Below are 19,206 nucleotides of genomic sequence, written 5' to 3' on the forward strand. Positions count from 1 at the left end.
TGGTTAGCAACAGAAACAAGATCTCCGATTTGGAACTCTTCAATCGCTTTTTCCCCATCGGGGGTGGCAATGGGGGTGCCATAAGCATAACAGCCACAACAGCAATAGCAGTCTCTTGTGTCCCACTTATCTTTACCACCGTTATTCTTGATCCATTTCTTAGCCTCTTTCTGATTTGTAAAAACTCGTTCTTCACATTTTTCAAAATCATACTCCTCATCCCTACATTTGTTGAAGTTGTAGACCTCAGTAAGACGGTAAGTATGATACATTTTCTCCCTAACATCACCAACGTTGCACAAATCCCATATAGCTGTTCCAGTCTGCTGCTTGTTGCAATGATATGACATCCCTGTACCATTATCACCAGGGCACGGATGATTTCCTTGAGCCTTTATCTTTTTCTCGCATGTAGTTGGATTGAATACCATTGTTATTTCTCCTTTTTGTAAGTGAATCTTTAATCAAGAGTCCCGTATAAACAAGCTATCGCCCTTAGCTAAAGGGATTTGCCTGGTAAATTATCACCAGTGCAATATCCAACAGTTTCATCGGATCTAGCTTGTTATCTATTTTCAAGTCCGCAGGAGTCTTGTCCAGGTCAAAGACCAAGGACCATTGCATAGACCGGACTTTGTTCTGCCCCATATTATTGAACTGGGTCGTCAAGTCTTTCAGACTGTCGGAACTAAGTTCCCCGAAATTATTCTTATTCGAGATTGTTAGCCAGACGGGAGCTGAAGGATCTTGAACAGTTTTTCCGTCCACTTGCACAATTTGCAAGCCAACAAAGGACTTACCGCTCACGCTTACCTCTTTGCCATCCTTCAACACATTGAGTTGTAACAAAACAGCATTAAGTTGGACATTATTGAGATTGGGCAAAATAATATTGTCCGTAATCGGGAAAGTCATCTTTTGCTGGTGGTCCTTTGTTGCTGGGGTAGCAAACATCTGATGCCATGAGCCAGGAAAAGCCTGTTTTAGCTCGAAGCTTTTCGCGTTTAGATTCTGCCATTTGTCCTTCTTCTTTCGATAAAGATTCTTGACCTGCTCGCCAAAGGCACTGCCACCGTCTTTGGCTGTATATTGCACCTTGACGATAATGTCCGAGAGACTGTCAAAATTGATCTGGTTTGTTTCAGGTGGCAGGCTTAGAGTCCAAGAAGAAACTGCACCAGTTCCTTCAAAGGGCAAGTAGCGTTCGTCCCTGAAATCTAGGACAAACATTCCTGAATCATCCACCCCTTTGGACAGAGCAATCTGCTGATTGGGAACCCAATTTTCCCTCAATGTACTCGCTGGCAGCGATGAGTTAGATTTGTCGTTTAGGTAGTCCACCGCAGCTTGGCTGGGCTTAAGAATTACTGTATTACTGGTCTGGATAAGGGTTGCATTGAGATTTTGATAGGGACCAATGACAGCAGGAATGGAAATAGAAATTGACTTGATCTTACGGCAGTAGTGACTGGGGAAATCAAAATCAAAAAGCTTCTGGCTCAGCGTAAACTGGAGTTCGCCTTTTTTCGCACCGCCCTCTCCCCACTTAAAGCCGACAAATTCTTGAGGAAAGGTCTGACGCAAAGAAATCGTTTTTTCAATTTCCAGGCGACGTGTATTGTTCTCGATATAGGCGTTTTCCAATTGACTAAGGGAGAGCATCAATCCTTCGCCTGCTAGCAATCCCTTGTACAAACTGTCCCAATAGCCAAAGGTGATATAAGCATCATCCCTGTCTAACTCAAACTGATAAGCAGATTGAGCAGCCAATGCCAGATCCAAAGCCAGTTTATAGGTCTGGAAATAGATTGTAGAAATCCGAGCGATCGCCCACTGGTACAATTCTTGATTAGTAAATTTGCGCTTGAGGAAGTCTTCTTCTTGGTGCCATTGTTCGATCTGCTGATTGTGAATCGACAGTTCCTGTTGACTGATAGCAATGCGGACATTGGTAGATGAAATTTGTTGGTCGATTTGCTCAAGCTCGTATTGAGCTAGCTGTTTTTGAAACTCCCACTCTTCTTGACGACGCTGATGTTGACCTACAGTTGCTGCTAATGAGGCACTTTGATTGAGCATTGAGGCAATACTATCACTGATCTGGGCACCAGCATTAATGGCATCTCCGAATTTCATACCCCCATCTGAAAAACCAAAAATATTAGGTGCCAGATAACCGCCGATCGTAATACCCCGGATACCATTGGCTACTTCCTGCCAATGCAATGCATCTGCCATCTGAGCTAAGTTGGCTTGCTCGGCACTATTGAGTCCATTGTTGATTAATCCCTGATAATAGTCATGCCGATACTGAGCGCTTTGCTTATTTTGCTCCAGTGCTGCCAATTGATCTTGCAGATCCTCAATTTGTTTTTGCTTGATCGTAGTGGTCATCTTGAGAATTGCACCCTCATGGGTGGAGCGCAACAGAGCCAGTGCCTCGGCATCATTTTTTTCTAAAGTGGATAGCAAAGAATTCCCTAACTGAATCAGTGTATTAGTAATGTTCTTAGCGCGATCGAGCATATAGTTGAAGCGATAGTTGGGAATACGGGGCTGCAACTGGGTCGCTATATCCAAGACATTGTTCCCAGCTGCTGCCGCCCTGACCAATGCCATGGGATTTATGGGGGGCTGGAATAAGGGCAAGGGTTGCTTCTGTCCCATGATGTTGAGGCAATGCCGAATTTTGTAGAGTCGATCCTCTACTCTGTCCCAATAAGTGGTAAATTGCTTGTTTTCCGGTACGCAAAAGTAAGCTTCCATGTCATTGAACGCCTTCCCAGCTAAATTCTGAGGAGCTGTACTGCTTTGGCTGGAACCTAAGGTATGTTCCAACTCGATGAGAAATTGGGGAATTCCTCCACTGACGCTAGCGTATTTGGCTTGAATATCTTGAAAAGTTTTCGGGAACTCAGTCTTGCAGACTCCCAATTCTTGGGGTCTCGGACCAAGTAGATCATAGGCATAGACATAGAGCATGGTGGCAGCGTTGATGGACTCCCAAGTATATTTCCTAAATTCGGAGTCTCCCCAGTCAAGCAAATTGTCGATATATTTCATCACTACTGCTTTCTCATAGGCTCCGATACGGAGTCTGGCAATAGCGTGGGGATCGAATGGGTCGTTATTATAAGCTGCAATCTCTGCACAATTCTGTAGTTGTGCTTTGAGGGACTCTAACGTATGGTTGCGGAAGGGCAAGAACTGCCAGTAACGTGCGGTGGCAGTGGTCAAATAATGGTTGACCAGTATATTTTTCACCTCCTCAGCCTGAAGGACATTCAGTGAAATAATTTTGTTTAAGGATTGGGTTGACAAGCTCAGTACTGAGTCTAAAACTTCACCTTTGTCATTTATCAAGGGAACTGTCGAAACTTTCAATAAATTGTAAACTTGTTCTGATTCTGATGAACTAATGTGGTCAGTTTGAAATGAATCCTTTGTAATTGTTTGGGGTGGAGGAACGGTAGGGTTAAAAATATACTGGAGCCATTGCTCTGCCTCTCTGAACTGTTGATTATTGTTCAACATACTGGCTACAAGAAGGGGTCCGTGAAAAAAGAGTTCCCAGTAATAGTTGCCATAGGGTCCTTCAAAGGTAACTTGTTCCCCAGAAGGTGTGGCTGGTGGCGTTACCTGATAACCAGGTTTTAATCGCTCAAAAATCAATTCAATTGTGTTAGGAGGTTGTTGCGAACCAAGGGATAGCAGCTCGCCTATTCCTTCAGTAAATAACTTGCGACTCAGTTCTTGAATAGCAGAGGTTGTAAGCCTTTCTACATCGAAGTTTAAGGTATAAATATTATTGTCAATTCCGAAGTTGCTACTAGAGTAGCGCAAGGCGCTACTTTGACCAGAAGACATGAGAATATTCCAGACATACTGAGCTTTATCTAAGGATTTTGGATCATTATTGTCGAGCTGAAATAAACGCACAATATCTTCGATGCTATAGTCTTCAAGTGCCGATATATCAACTATCCCATCTTGATCAATTAATGTCTCGGTTTGCAAATATTTGAAAAAGTTTGCCGATTGCGTCTCGTCAATATCAGAAGACACGAAGGAGTTAGATGTAACAAGATAAGCAACAGAGGAAATAAGAATATTTCTGACGTATTTGGCTTTATCTAAGCGTTGTAGATCGTTACCGCCAGGATCCAATACCCGTGCGATATCTTCGACGCTATAGTCTTCAACTGCCGATATATCAACTATCCCCTTATCATTAATTAATGTCTCGGTTTGCAAATATTGGAAAAATTCTGCCGATGTCTGAGTGTCAATGCCATCAGAAGATATGAAAGAGTTAGGTGTAATAGCAGAGGAAAGAAGAATATTCCTGACGTACTCGGCTTTATTTAAGCGTTGTGGATCGTTACCGCTGGGCTCCAATACCCGTGCGATATCTTCGACGCTATAGTCTTCAACTGCCGATATATCAACTATCCCCTCTTGATTAATTAATGTCTCGGTTTGCAAATATTGGAAAAATTCTGCCGATGTCTGAGTGTCAATACCATCAGAAGATATGAAAGAGTTAGGTGTAATAGCAGAGGAAAGAAGAATATTCCTGACGTACTCAGCTTTATTTAAGCGTTGTGGATCGTTACCGCCAGGCTCCAATACCCGTGCCATATCTTCGACGCTATAGTCTTCAAGTGCCGATATATCAACTATCCCCTTATCATTAATTAATGTCTCGGTTTGCAAATATTTGAAAAATTCTGCCGATGTCTGAGTGTCAATGCCATCAGAAGAGGTAGAAGACACAAATGATTGGGGGGTAACATATCCAAAAGGCTTAACTTGCTGAAAGCCATTGCTAATTATCAAAAAAGATTCGTTGGCAATATTCAATAAAAACCAACCTGGTTGATTTTTGATAGGCAAAATTTTCACGTTGTTCTTAGGGCAATTAGCAAACAAAACGGGAGTACCATAGTACAACTCAAAGAGTTTATCCCTGATTATGCGCCCCTTAAAATCGTCATATTCATCAAGTCCAAGTTCTCGAATAAAGTCTGAGGTGTCTAAGGTTGTTACGACTACGTTAACTGTGTTGTCTGAATTAACCCAACCTAAATTTTTAGCTTTATTAAAAAAATCTGTTGATTTTTGAGCATCAATATATTCTGGATAGACAAACGAATTTTGATTGGCGTTTAGTGAACTTCTTACAGTAATCTTATTTTGTCCAACCATTTCCTCAATATAGCTATCGATTAGCGATTCATTTGATGCCTCGATCGCAATAGAATTAACCGTTCGATCAATTCCAATTCTAAAAGTTGGATCCTGTGTACTAATTCTTAAAGGGTTAGGTTCAAAAATTATATGTTCATTATCCTTAAGCAAAAAAGAATGTTCCAATTCCGCATCAACCGTAATGGCAGGACTAAGCAAAAAATATCCTTGCTGTTTTGCTAAAACCATTAATTTATTTTGGGCTATAGCTTCGATAATTGTTTGTTGAAAATCTATATTTTTATTAATGGGTTGAAAGTCCTGGCTGCTAATACTTTGTTTTTTCTCGATCATTGGACCATAATAAATAAATATTTTTTCTCCATAATGTTCAGTATTTAATTCATTTTTTAAATTGTCTTTTTTGACAGTAATTCCTGTTACTTTATGCCAGTACAATGAGTCCTGATCGAAAAGGCTTGGCTGGAAGGGACCATAAATATCTTCAGAAGATTTAATGCTAATAACCCGATCACTTAACAGAGTTTGAGGCTGCACCCACTTACCATTGAAATTGTGAAAGGAGTACTTGATTGTTGCTTTGTAGATGTCTTTGTAGAGTCCGATCACCTTTTCTGCATCACTCCCCGATGAATTGGGATCTTTGTCCCTGACTTTTTTGATTTCAACCCAGAACACGAAGAGCTTATGGAACGCATAGACAGGAGTGATAGTCTTGGCATGAATCGTAATATCAATCTGCTTCCATTCCGTCCAGGTATAAGCATCTTGGTTGTCACAGTTAGCAGCTTTTTCTCGGGCAATATAGTAGAAGTTGTAAGGCTCTTCCTGGGTGCGGGCAAAAAGAAACAAGGTGTCGATCGCGCCTTTTTCCTTGTTGTGGACAGTAGCATGGTAGGCATCAATATATTTGAGCTTAGCCAGTTGACTAAATTTGTCCAGGTATGTTGTATAGGCTTCTTCTACCTTTTCTTTGGTCACCTCTCCCTGCAACAACGTATTTTCTAGTTCTTGGAACAGGGATGTCTTGGATTTGCGCAGGGTTGGGTCAATATAATTCTCTGGATAGAGGAAGATTTGCCGATTGGCTTCCCAGATGCGGTAGTTCATCAGCCATTCCCACCAAATGGTAGGAATATCATCCGTACTGATGGTGACATTACGCTCTAGGTTGAGTCGGCAGCGTTGTAAGTAAAGCTGGGCTGCATTCAACGCTTCCTTAACATAGGATATTTCAGCACAGCCGCTCATCTCGACATCAATTAGTAAATATTCGTAAAGCCTGCGTGGATCTATAATATCTGTGTATTGTTTCCCCAGCTGCCAGATAGCGATGTTAAGCAAGGCATTCCGTTTTTGCTCTTCGAGGGGGTCGTTCAACTGTTTGTAGGTAGTCGGCCACGCCTCATCAGTGGTCTGGGCTTTGACGGACTGTAAGAGTTTACTGGCTAGGTTAGTATACTTGTCCCAAGTGTCGGCTGTGGCTGCTTGCAGTTTACTAAGCTGCTCTAGGAAGTAAACATCCACCCCTAAAGCCTCGCTGATGTCGAAAACCTGCTTGAGTTGGTAAAGTCCGGCAACAGTCTTGCAGGCATTTCCTTGACCAAAGAGCTTGTGGCACATATAACGGCACTGCTCTTTATTCCAACCGGTTACAGTTGAGAGTTTGGCCATTAATCGATCCATCGTTCGTGGGTTGTCTGCCCAAACCTCGACGAAGTAATTTACCAGTCCGTTTTTGCGATCGCCAAATGCTGCGACCAGTTTTGTCAATTCATAGATATTTCTGACATTGGTGAGGGTAAGCTGCACCGATTGGGATGGGGTAGCAGCGGGATTGGGTGGCGTGATACCATAGGCTTGGGAGTGTTGGAAGATGTTGGCAATCTCTGGGATCGATAGGTTGAAGCCTTTTTGGAGCATGAGATACTGGGAGATAGCTCCTAAAAACTGAGTCACTCGAGCGGGGATGGTTGTATCTTTGGCGATCGCAGCACGTATAAAATCGTTCCAGATGTTGGACTCGTTGAGCCACAGCTGAGTCCCGTTGATGAGGACAATCATGATATCGGCTTTAATGCCAAAGAATGCACTGAGCTGTTCGGTAAATCTCTCGCTCTGTTCTTGTCTCTGTTTGATCAATTTGGAGAGGATATATTGTTTGTTTTCCTCCGTTGGCGGTCTGATCGTAAATTTTGGTAGTTCGTTGACATCTTTTAGCGCTTTGAGGACACGTCCAGTCTTATCAATAAAACCTTGGCTGAGCAGAAATGCATAATAGGCTTCAGAGTCTTCTTGGGTAATGTCCTGGTTCTTGAAGGCATCCTTTTGTACTTGCCGCTGTTTAATCAATTTGGAGAGGATATATTGTTTGTTTTCCTTCGTTGGCCGTCTGATCGTAAATTTTGGTAGTTCGTTAACATCTTTTAGCGCTTTGAGGACAAGTCCAATCTTATCGATAAAGCCTTGGGTGAACAAGACTGCGTAATAGGCTTCAGAGGCTTCTTGGGTAATATCCTGATACTTAAAGGCATCCTTAGACAACAACGCTGTCTTTATGATCGGCTCTAAGGCGCTTAAGAAAGCGGGGGTATTTTTGGGATCGTACCCCGTGTTCACATACACGCTAGGAGTTTGGTTGCAAATGTAGTTGATATCATAGACAGTTAGTCCTGAATCCCTGATCCAGCTAACAGATTCCGCGATCGCGAGTACATCATCCCGGTCTAATATCTGTTTAATCCTTGTGACCTCTTCCCCAGCAATAGTGACTTTCTCGGTCAGTTCCAGCAGGTGAAGTAGCACTAGATAATCAGGTACTCCCATACCTAACTGTTTGGGTAGCATGGTATGTCGGTAAAGAACCGAGAGGTTGGGTACGCTGAGTTCGATCGTGGCTATAGTGCCAAAAGCCGCGATCGCCACTGCTGTAATGTCATTGTCAGCGGCGGGTATGCTCGCTGCGATCGCATTTGCCCTTTGCAATTCTGTTTCCAAGGGTGGATCTGCCTCGGCAAGCTTCTTAAATTGATCGACACTGACAACCCACTTTAATAAATCATCTTGGTAAAGTGGGTTGACATAGCTGGTACTTGAGTCCGATATCTTGGGATGATACCCTTGACCGTCGGTAGCTTTGAGCAAAGCCTGATTGTTGAATATCTTATCAAACGGTGCCTCAGACTGTTCACCATCCCCCACTCCAATGGTCTTGATGTCAAACCAAAGGCTAGTCAACAACTCTAGGGGTAAATCGTACTTATCTATCAGCTTTTTGATTTTAGCCAGTTCTATGATGTTCTTCTCCTCTATTTCAGTTGCACCAAGAGAGGTTAGAACCCAATTGAGGTCGCTATAAGACCAACCTAATGCTTTTGCCAAACGGATAAAGCGGTTGATCCTATCAAGAGTTTCGATCGATAGATTTTCAATTTGCTCGTATTCATTATCAGGATCGCTGGTATTGATCGAGATGCTAAGGTATTGCTTATCCTCCAGCACGTTATTGATAAAAAAGCCGTGGGGGATGATGCCTCCTGTAGCAGGTGTGGAAGCATTTCTGGTTCCATTCCAAGCCTGATCTTCCCACGCTCTTCCGTACCCGTGACTCCACTTACCTGTAAATCCTGAACCATCTAAGGCAAAGCTAAACTCAAAGCTACCGGCATCATTGGGAGGTTGTTTTGTCCCTTCCATCCAATGCCCCCGAACGATCCACTGCCCAGTTTGCTCGTCTCGGCTGATGGTTCCTTGCAGCTCGCCGTTTTTATAATCGTAGGTTCCTGTGACGCGATCGCCAACTTGCTTGAGGGTAAGTTTTGTTCCAAAAGCATTGGGCGTATAGTCCCCTGATACATCAAAGATTTCTTGAGCACTGAGGTTTTGAGAGAATAGGTTTTCCACCTCTTGGCGAGAAAGACCAGTCTGCGTCATAAAGGTTTCCAGCTTGTTCAATCCTTTAAGATCACTCTGGGTAAGATCAACAAGTCCATAGTTTTTAGAGACCTCTGCGGACAATTGATTCTTGTCTGTTGTCGGCTTCAGGTTATTCAGTTGCTCGAAGGATAGATGGAGGTATTCCCGACTCGTCTCAAGACTGAAGGAACCCGAAGGATCGAGAGCCTGGTAGATCTCAGACAGGGATATCTGTTGCGTCCCCAAATAGGTTTGGATTTGCTGGAGTGGCAGGTTAAAGGGCAGGTTAAAGGGATAGTAGGTATTTTTTGCTAAGGTGAGCCACACATTATTATTGAGGAGCTTGCCATCCTTATTGAGGAGCTTGGCTACGGTTTGTTCTAGGATCTCATTGACAATCTGTAAGTATGGGACTAGATCGTTCGTTTTAGCACAGGTTAGTGGGATTTGGGCTAGGTCGGGACGGCGATCGAACAGTTTAAGGTCGTGGGGGATGTTATCCTTATTAGGTACTGTAATCGCTTTATCAATAATTCTAAGGAGATCGACTAAATAGGCAGCAGGACCAAAGATTGATTTACATTCCTCACATTGGCAATAGTTCAGGCTGCCGAAAATCTGCTGATAGCTGGAAAGGGATTCAAAATAGGTGGGAATACTCTCTGATACATGATTTACGTTCATGGCTCTGAAATGGCGCGAACCGGCCACACTTGCCACATTAGCGTAGAGGTGCATGGTTTTAGATTTGACATGAGCCGCCGCTAAATAGATTTGTTTGGCCTTAGCATCCCCGTCAGTGCCCAGCTTTGACCCATAGTCTTTGATAAACTGGGTCTGGCTTAGGGCTGTAATTTTTTGCGCTGAGTCTAGACCATCGTTGAGGAGAATCTCAGCCGTGTTGACATCTGGATCGAGTCGCAGCAAGCGTTGATAGGCTTTCAGCTTGTTAACTGTTTTGTCTAGGTCTGGCTGGGCAATTCCAGCAGTTGTTAATTGAATTTTTAATTGAGATAGTTCTGTTGTGTTATGAAAGTCAATAGTTAGAATATCAAAATTGGGATTTTGAGCGTAGAAGCTATCGAGATTGGGATCTGAGATTTTGAGAGTTGTCATTTTAGTTTCCTGGTTTTTGTTAATTTAGTTGTTTTTATTCAGTTATGTCTGGGAAGTGGATGTGTTGGGTTTCGTGTCTTAAACCAAGAGACAACGCGATCCCCAACTGCTTCAACTGCTACCCCAGCTCCTAAGAGTCCTACGGAATACCGTTTGGGTAAAAGGCGGGATATTCCAGCAGACGCGAAATTACCAGCAGAGAGCAGGCTATAGACCCCTGCTTTTTTGTACTCCTCATCTCGGAAAGCGCTATAGGCCTTGAACGCATCGGCAAAGCCTCCCCTTACGCCAGCCAGTTTATGGTCGCCAGCGCGCAGTGCATGGGCTTCCGCCACAAACAACGCATTGCCAAAAAGATTAGCCACATTTCGATCATTGACTCCACGCTTGTGCATGTCCATCACAGACGCACCAATGCCGGCAATACCGCCCCACCTTGCCGAGCGTTCGGGTAACTTCCAACCATGAACACGCAGCTGAGCTGTTTTTGGAAAAGAATATTGCCAGTGGGCAACCTTAATAAAAGGCTGGTGTTTGGGATCAACAGCATGCTCTAGTACTTCTGAGCTGGCATTAAGAAGGGCAGAATTATAACTGAAATTTTTTAAATTTTTACGGATCTTCTCAACATCATACTGTTGCGCCGTTCGATCACCTGGAGGGAGTGCTCCTACAAGCTTTCCTGCCCATTGATCCCGCCAGACGGTTCCGGCGAGGTGAGGTGGTTTGGATGTTGAATGTGAGGAAAAGGGTTTTGCTTGGCTAGGGGAAGAGAGGTTTGGGTGATTAGAGGAAGAGGATGGATGCTCTTTCTCAGGAGGAGTAGCACTTTCTCCAGTCTTATCTACAAGACTTAGCGGATTTCCCCCCACAAACTCATACAAATTCAGCCCATCCACCGTACCCGCCGGATCTGGCTTCAACCACCTTCCCAACCAAGGCACATAATACCTCGCCCCGTAATAGTAAAGCCCAGTGCTATCATCCCTTTCCTTACCGCTATAGCGATATTCCTTCAGCTTCACCTCCTTCTGACTCTTACCAGCAATAAATGCCGTTCCCCCATAAGGAAAATACTCCTCATAACTGATAATCTGGGCATCCCCATCCACTTCCAGAGAAACCGAACCGAGGTGATTATCCAATTGATAGCGAAAGCTTCTACTAGTTCCTGCTTTGTCAACTTCCCGTTGCAAATCATCCTGTTCCCAGTAATGGATAATTGCCACACAGGTTTTATCGTCCATCACCCTCAGAGTTTGCCGTTTTAGGATAGTTGTTTCACCAGTTTGGGTTTGATTCTGCAAGCGTTTGACTTCATAATTACCCAAATATAGTTTTGATTCCTTCTGAATTACTGCACTACCATTTACCAAACGCTCCGACATCTTGCGTGTTCTTATGTCATCACTGTCGTAGGTGTAATAATCGCTATCATCGCTCTGATTTGGACGTTCGATAATGACCGCTTTAACTAAATTTTCACAGCAATTAAACGTCAAGTTAACCGTACTATTACCATTGAGCTGTTGCTGGTTGCCAGAACGGTCATAAGTAATATCCAGTGACTCACTAAACCCGTTTTTACTGCTAACCGTTTTTAAGCGATTGGAATTCGGCATAATTTCCTGAGTGCGTGTCCAGGGTTTAGCTGCTGTATGGGTAGTTTTAATCAAATTTCCGGCATCATCATAGGTATAACTTTCTCGGTAGGTCTCCAACGCATTACTATCACTAAGAGGGATAAACTTACTCTGCTTAAAGTCCCCATCCTTGTCATTATTTTTATGAGTCCTGGCATTAATACCTGGATGCTGCCTGCCATTTGCCTGAATCAGACGGTATAGGGCATCGTAAGTATAATCAGAAAGGGGTTCGACCTTTTGATTGTTGTAGAAAACCGTTTCATAGGTTTTATCGGTGGTACGAGTGATATTCCCCACTGGATCGTAGGTATAGGTAATATCTTGAATGACAGTCTGGCGATCTTTTCCTGTCTTATCTTTGCCCGGTCTAGTGCTATAAAGTTTGATTAAATGCAGGGTGGTATTTTCATAGGTATAAGTTGTCTTCACCCCACTTTCATAAGCCATCTCGGTCCTTTGTCGGTTCGCATCATATTCAATGTGGTTGATAACGGGCTGCGATGTGCCATCTTTGAACTTAACGGCGACTTGATCGAGCAACCCTTCCTGATTGTAAGTATTTGTGGTGACCGAACCATCAGGGGTGGTTTCTGAGACCAACTGTTGTATCGCATTAAAAGAGAACTGAGTTTGATAACTTATGTCTTGTCCTTGCTGATCTTTTTCCAGATTAACCTGTTCATCCCAATTGATATAATCCTTATAGTCCTGAGTGAATGTCCGGGTTGTTTCCAGAAGATGTCCCTGAAAGCTGTAATTGCTATTGACAATTACCCCAGATTGATCCTGAAGTTGGTAAAGTTTTCCCCGCAAGTTGTGGTTTTCTGCTTGGGGTTGTGTTTCTCCGTAGGTGAAGGTTTCTACTAGATTATCCGTCGCAACAGTACCATCATGCTTGATTCCTTTGACCCTAATTTTTAACTTTCTTTGTAAGCGGTCATAATCAATCACCTGCTCGTAGTTGCGAGGACTCAGATTCCATAATAAATTGCCAAAAATATTGTTCAAACTCAAGTTAAGTCCTGCATCTGTACTATCTGTAGCAGCAGGGCTTGAATGTTGTTTAGCCTTTTCACCATCTGTATCTGCATCCGATGTGCTATCTGTAGCAGCAGGGCTTGAATGTTGTTTAGCCTTTTCACCATCTGTATCTGCACCCGAAGAATTTTGTTGTTTTACCTCCATTGTATATTGATATTTGAAATTATAATAAGCCGTTTCGTTGGCAACGTTGGAATAATAAAGTCGCGGATCGATGGATTCTATTTCCCGTCCCTGAATATCGTGCTTGTGATAGGACGTTAAACAATTTTGCTTCAATAAATTGAGAATATCCTCAGCAATTTGTTTGTATGTATCGCCCAAATCGTCTATAAATGTGACTTTAAATCCCTTGGTATAAGGTTTAAACTTGTTAGTTAACCACCCGATCCCATTAGCATCGGTAGCAACATACCCCTTGTTAATTAAGACATTCCACACCTCTGTTGACGTAATAGAACTGTTAGCGACAATTGCTTTAAACGTATCCTCTGACACTGCACCTAGATTATTTTGAATCTCCAGAAACGGATGACCTAAGCTATCCAACACCAGGATCGACGGGGTATTGTAAAAGGCAGCAGCCTTATCCAGAGCATTCTTTTCATTCTTTTGTGCTTCTGTGGGAGTAGCTGGATACTGAGCGATAAAATCTTGGTAGTAAGTGGAGTCTTTTACTGTGTCATTCTCATCGTAGTGCTTGGTTTCCCAAGGCGTGAATTCCACCTTTGAGAAAAAGCCCTTGGGCGTATCGATCCTGATTTCCCGTAACAAGGGGTCATACAGCATAACAGTAGGTGGCGGCACCAGCTTTTCAGTGACAATTTCCTCCTGGCTTTCATATAGTGCCGTGTTAGAAAAATAAGGTAGATACTTTTCGGCCACCTTCCCCTTATTGTTGTAAACTGTCCGCCCAGAAACGAGCCAACGATTATCAGTTTCTCCCTCTACGGGTTGACCATTCCCATCTCGCCGTAAATTACCCTGATCGTCCCGCTGGATGGCTTTTCCTGGCTCAACCAACTGCTTTGCTTCGATCGCCCTGTCAAAGCCATCGGAATAACCAACCGCAACCTGAATCACACTTTGCTCTCCCGGTTGCAGATCGCTGACATGGGTTTGCCGCGTCAAACCGATATAACTGGCGGGTTGTTGGTTATTCTGCCAAGCAGAGAGGTTGTAGTAAAAGAAAGTCGTGGCATCTTGCAGATAGTCAGCTGGATTAGCAAGAACCCCCTCAAAACTGGCATCAGTGCGCACCTGATAGTTGAGCAAGTCCCCATCTCCAGTTCTAGCAATCCCAGCAGATGCTGTTTTGAAGATAGACGTGGCAATAACCTTCCTTAAGGGATCGAACCGCACCTGATGAATCACTTGATTGATATCTGTCAGTTGCCAAGGGCTAAGGGTCTGGTAATCGATCGCTGCGGTAGTAACATTCTTTTCGGTATCAGTGATATACGCCTCTGTATTCACTGGCACCAGGTAGTAGGAATCGTAAGTTACAGTTGTTTTAGCCTGTAGCCCATCGGTTTGGTTGGCTGCTTGAGCAAAATCATTAGCTGTCTGATGGGGCAGGTAAAACCCTTCACCTTTTAGGTAATGCTGCACCAGACCTTTATTCCACCAGTAGCGGTTCTCTAGGAAATATCCCCCCTGATGGCTGATAATGGTTTGGTCTAGCTTGTCGCTATAGACTGCTTGCCGCCATTGGTCGGAAAAAACAGCCTGTTGGTGGTGGTGCGCCAAAGCCTGGGCTGTAATTTGTCCCAGAGGTAGCACGGTATCCTGGGTCTGGTTCCAGAAATAGGACTGCTCCCAAGAGAACAGGCGAGTTTGTAGAATGTTAGGACTGAATTCCACCCCATAGGCAATCTGATTATTCAGGGCTTGATCAACCTGCGGTTGAATCCCTGCCAAGGTAAAATACTGTTGTCCCTGCAAATCCAAACCCTGAATTTCCAGAGTTTTCTGTTCGTAGGGAATGTCCAGCAGCCTAAAATCAGTGGTTTCCTCAATAAATTCCCCTAACTGCACCGTTGCCTTCAGTGCAGCCTGTTCAGAATATATCTTGACATTTGGGTCTTGAGGAGTGCGCCTGCCGTAAGTAACGGTACAAGCTTGCTTGACATTACCGAAGTCCGTAATCTCCAGCACAAACTCATGGTGGATGCGCGGGTCTTGGGGATTGCGCTCATAATGATAGGTCAGGGTTTCTAGAGCATGGACAAAATACACCCCGTATTTATTTTCCCCTTGCGGTTGCAGCAACCTGATGTTGTAATTCGTCTCAGTAACGGTATAGGGATTTTGTTCTAGGTCAGAACCATCTAGACCGTACACTTCCTCCCGTAACACTGTCCCTTTTAAGGCTCGGTGTACTTCTCGCCATGCTGCCCCATCGGGCTGATAATCTGGGTGTTGCCTCTGGTAATCTCTGTAGTCAAATCTACTGTCAGGCAACAGATAAGCGTCCCCATCCCCTTGAAAATATTCTCGTTCGTATTGTCGTGAGAGTGGACTTTCTTGTAGCCATGCCCCAGTGTGATACCAAGTCTTAGTCAGTATCGGTGGCACGTCCGTTGGTTTGGCATTGACCGATAAGGTTTCCGCATCCCGTCGTTCCACCATGCCAAAGCCGCGAAACTCCCGCTCAACCTCATCATAGTAGCCGTGATGGTAGCTGTAGGTACTAACTAGTTTTGTCTCAGAAATCAGGTCGAAACTTTCCGTCTTCTCCACCACCAGCACCGGAAAGGGCAGATTGACAATCCAGGGAATCCCATTCCTCTTATCTGCCAGGTAAAACTTGGTAGAACTACTATAGGTAATTGTCGATTTTGCCCCCAGATTATTGTCCATCTCGTTTAACAAGTAGGGCTTCTGGTTACCGCTAAAGTCATAACACCAGTGGTGCGGTTGGGGATGATTTTCACTAAAGACTAAACAGGTGGTGCCATTGCCGCGAACATCAGCAAAACTGATTTGATTTAATCGATCCCATTTCCTAGGCAGGGGTATAGTCACGGCTTCGCTGAAAGAATTGCCGCTTTGATTAAGAAAAACCTCCACCCGATCAGGATAGACATAGATCAAGTCTGCTGTCCCAGACCCATCCAAATCCTCTAAAAACAGCCTCGAAGCATCCAAATCTTCAGCAAATCTAGGGGCATTCTCCAACTGTACCGGTTTGCCAAACCGCCCATAGCCCAGGCTAGGCCAACACTCGACTTGCCCATTAGTGATGCGGACGAGGTGCTGCATCCCCGTGCCAAAGATATCAGCAAACTGTACCAATTGATTAGCTGCCCTGCGTTTGGGCAAAGGCAGTCCGTTTTCCCGTTGGCGGATCAGGGGGGTCCCAAAGCCATCTTTACCCTGGGAAGGATAGACCCAAACGCGATCGCTTTCTACCAGCACAAGGTCTGCCAAGCTATCTCCCGTTACGTCTACTAAATAATTATCCGGGTTGGAAAAGTCATTGGGAAAGGAAGGAAAAGTCTGGAAATTCTGCCAACTGTTATCCGGCTTAGCTTCGTAATACCCCGCGTAAGTTGGGGTGTTGACCACTAGTTCCAGTTGTCCATTCCCGGTCAGATCCATCAATCGCTGGTCAATGTCCTGCTGCTGACTTTCAATGGGGAACTGGCTGGGGCTTTTTGGGGGAGCATAGCGCACTGTCTTCGTTGCTCCCTGGTTATTTCCGTCCCCTTCCGCTTCCCAATAGAGGGTCGTTGTGCCGTCGCTGTAGAGAATGCCTGGAATCCCTTCTCCATATAAATCGATCAGCTCGTAATTTGGCAGCAGGTTCAATCCAGGTAAAGAGTCACCATTTTCTTCTACCAGAGGCTCAAAAGTCTGTGCAGTCGGTTGAAAATCAGTGTATTTGAACCCTAAAGGCGGCAACCCCTTCGTTTGATATTTGCCGTTCTCATGGCGATAACCGATCGACTCAACTGCCTTCAGCAGAGTCACCATAGGGGATTCTTGATAGTGAAAGCGAGTAGCATGAACGAGAATCGGTTCACTGCCCAATTCCTCAAAACGATGAAGCATCAAGATGTGGCGGCACAGTCGGTGAGTGCGGATTTCAAAACCAGCATGATAAGTCGAAAATGGATCTTGGCGATTTTGCCACTGATGAACTGGGGTATACGGCATTGAATTAGTTGGGCTAATATCGTACTCGCCGTAGTCAAAAACAACTTCAAAATGCCAGTTTACTGGTTCGACATCTTGACCCTCAACTAGGGGAGAATCGCTCCCATATTTGATTTTTTCTATATATTTATTAGCCGTTTGCCTGCGGTTTGCCTCATAAATAGCATTAGGAACATTATCAGTATTTTCTGGCTTGTATTGATAAACAATATAATTTCCCTTGGCATCAAACGTTTCTTCCAAGAGCCATTGAAAAACGCGGCTAGGATGATCTGGATCAAAGATTCTCGCCTGGTCTGTTTTGCCAAAAATACTGGTTACATTATCTTTACTAACCGTCCGCCAATAGAAATCCCCCGTCTCCTGGTTAATCCACCGTTCAATTTTGGCAAACAATCCTTCTACTCGCGGACGATAAGCAATAACTTTATAGTTGATAGATTCAATAGTTATCGTGGGCGGTTTTCCAGGGAAAGGCTCTAAATCTTCAGCATTGGAGATCAGGAATATATCCGTCTCATCGTATTTAGGAATCCCTTTGGAAGTTTTGCGGGAAATATTAGGAATAGCTACACTAAACCCCAAACCAAACGTCCCGTTTCCCGAACCCGAACTATACTCAATACTCAACTGCGGTTCAAAACCCCGGCAAGGAGTTGTCGGAATCGGAATAGATAAGGCAGCAGTTCCAGTAAACTCGTTAGCCTGAAACGTTTCTCCAATTCCCTGAATAGCTCCACCGCCTTTAGGTAAAGACAGTTGGGTTGTGGTTATATTGCTATTTTTCATAACACCTTGATCACCGAAGTCATGCTTGGAAACTATTTGCCTAGAGGGAACTCAGGTTATCTGCCCTAGCTCCTGAGTTTCCCTCAAAAAGACAGTATTAAAACTGACAGCACAAGCCCTTAAAACCTGTTTTAAAACTTTTAGCTCAGCCAATAGATCATAAGATTGATCCTAAGCTGTTATGGATTAAAAATGCCTAACAGCAAGGCAGAAGCGATCCGGCGCGGTCTTGGGGGTTTCCCCCATGACCGCGCCGCATCAAGACAGGGAAAAGAGTTTCAGTTTTTTTCCTGATTTAATAAAGCGATGCAGCGCGGTCTTGGGGGTTTCCCCCATGAGCCACTGCATCAAGACAAGGTGGTTTAAATGCGCGACAGCTTAGCCCCATAAAGCATTAGTAATCTATTACTAATCTTTGCTCATGCACTGTCAACAATTGCTCTCAACAATTGCTCTCAACAATTGCTCCCAGCACGCTCCCCCATGCTGTCTACCAGAATGGTGGCCTGGGAACCGTTGTCCTTCTCAAGGCACAGCTTGTTGAAAGCAGTTATAAAATTGACTTGATTACTTCCGAGATCGCAACTCGGCGAAGGCGTCGGACGATCTTGGCTCTGGGTATAAGTCTCAAAAGCAATTGGCACTAGCTATTGCTGATGTCAGTGCCTTTGTTGGGGAATCTTCCGGTTGGTTGGCTATAGTTCTGGCTCTGAACTTTACCTGCGCTCCTTTGAAAACAGGCTTTTTTAGATCCAACCTTCCTTAGGTTAGCAACTATTTTTCGACAAAGATCAGCTTCTTAACAAAACCTTACACAGTTCACTGAATTTTAACCAGGGTCAACCCAGATCAAGGTACTTGACAAAATTAAAGACTTGTCTGTTAGTTAATCTCTAGCGTTGACAAATGAATGGTAAACAAAGATGATCGTTGTTGACCTTAACAAAAACCCCTATATACTTGATTACCTCTTGCCTCTTTTCCCCTCCTGGGAGCCAGGGCTGTTTCATTCTTTGGAATAAATTGTCAGGTCAATCCTGTGAAAGGAAGCTGGGGTTAGGAGGGGCAAACCAACTAAACTTCGTAAGTTCTAAAGTGTCTTTTTTCCCTTACTGGAAGTGGCCGAGAATGTGATCGCGTAGCGTGACCAAAGGTCAATCGCTTCGGTGATCGCTTGGGTGTAATATCAAGTCTGGTTGAATACCCATAATTAAGGGGCGGGGGCGCGGGGAGATGGGGAGATGGGGAGATGGGGAGATGGGAAGATGGGGAGATGGGGAGATGGGGAGATGGGGCAGGTTTTTATTAAGGGTAATTATCCTGACAA

3 protein-coding genes are annotated in these 19,206 nt (G+C 44.1%); all 3 read right to left on the minus strand.

The window, feature by feature from the left end:
- A partial coding sequence (locus F6J99_RS24295; protein WP_293116097.1) for a hypothetical protein occupies window positions 1-431 on the minus strand: 431 nt, incomplete at its 3' end.
- 64 nt (window positions 432-495) lie between these two features.
- Window positions 496-10,242 carry a neuraminidase-like domain-containing protein gene (locus F6J99_RS24300; protein ID WP_293116099.1) on the minus strand — a complete coding sequence of 3,249 codons (9,747 nt, stop codon included), beginning with the start codon at window positions 10,240-10,242 and terminating at the stop codon, window positions 496-498.
- Between the two features lie 38 nt (window positions 10,243-10,280).
- Window positions 10,281-17,879, minus strand: a complete 7,599-nt coding sequence (locus F6J99_RS24305) for a SpvB/TcaC N-terminal domain-containing protein (RefSeq protein ID WP_293116101.1) — start codon at window positions 17,877-17,879, stop codon at window positions 10,281-10,283.
- Window positions 17,880-19,206: the final 1,327 nt, after the last annotated feature.

The organism is Moorena sp. SIO4G3, from assembly GCF_010692305.1.
In the GTDB taxonomy this organism is placed as follows: Bacteria; Cyanobacteriota; Cyanobacteriia; order Cyanobacteriales; family Coleofasciculaceae; genus Moorena; species Moorena producens_A.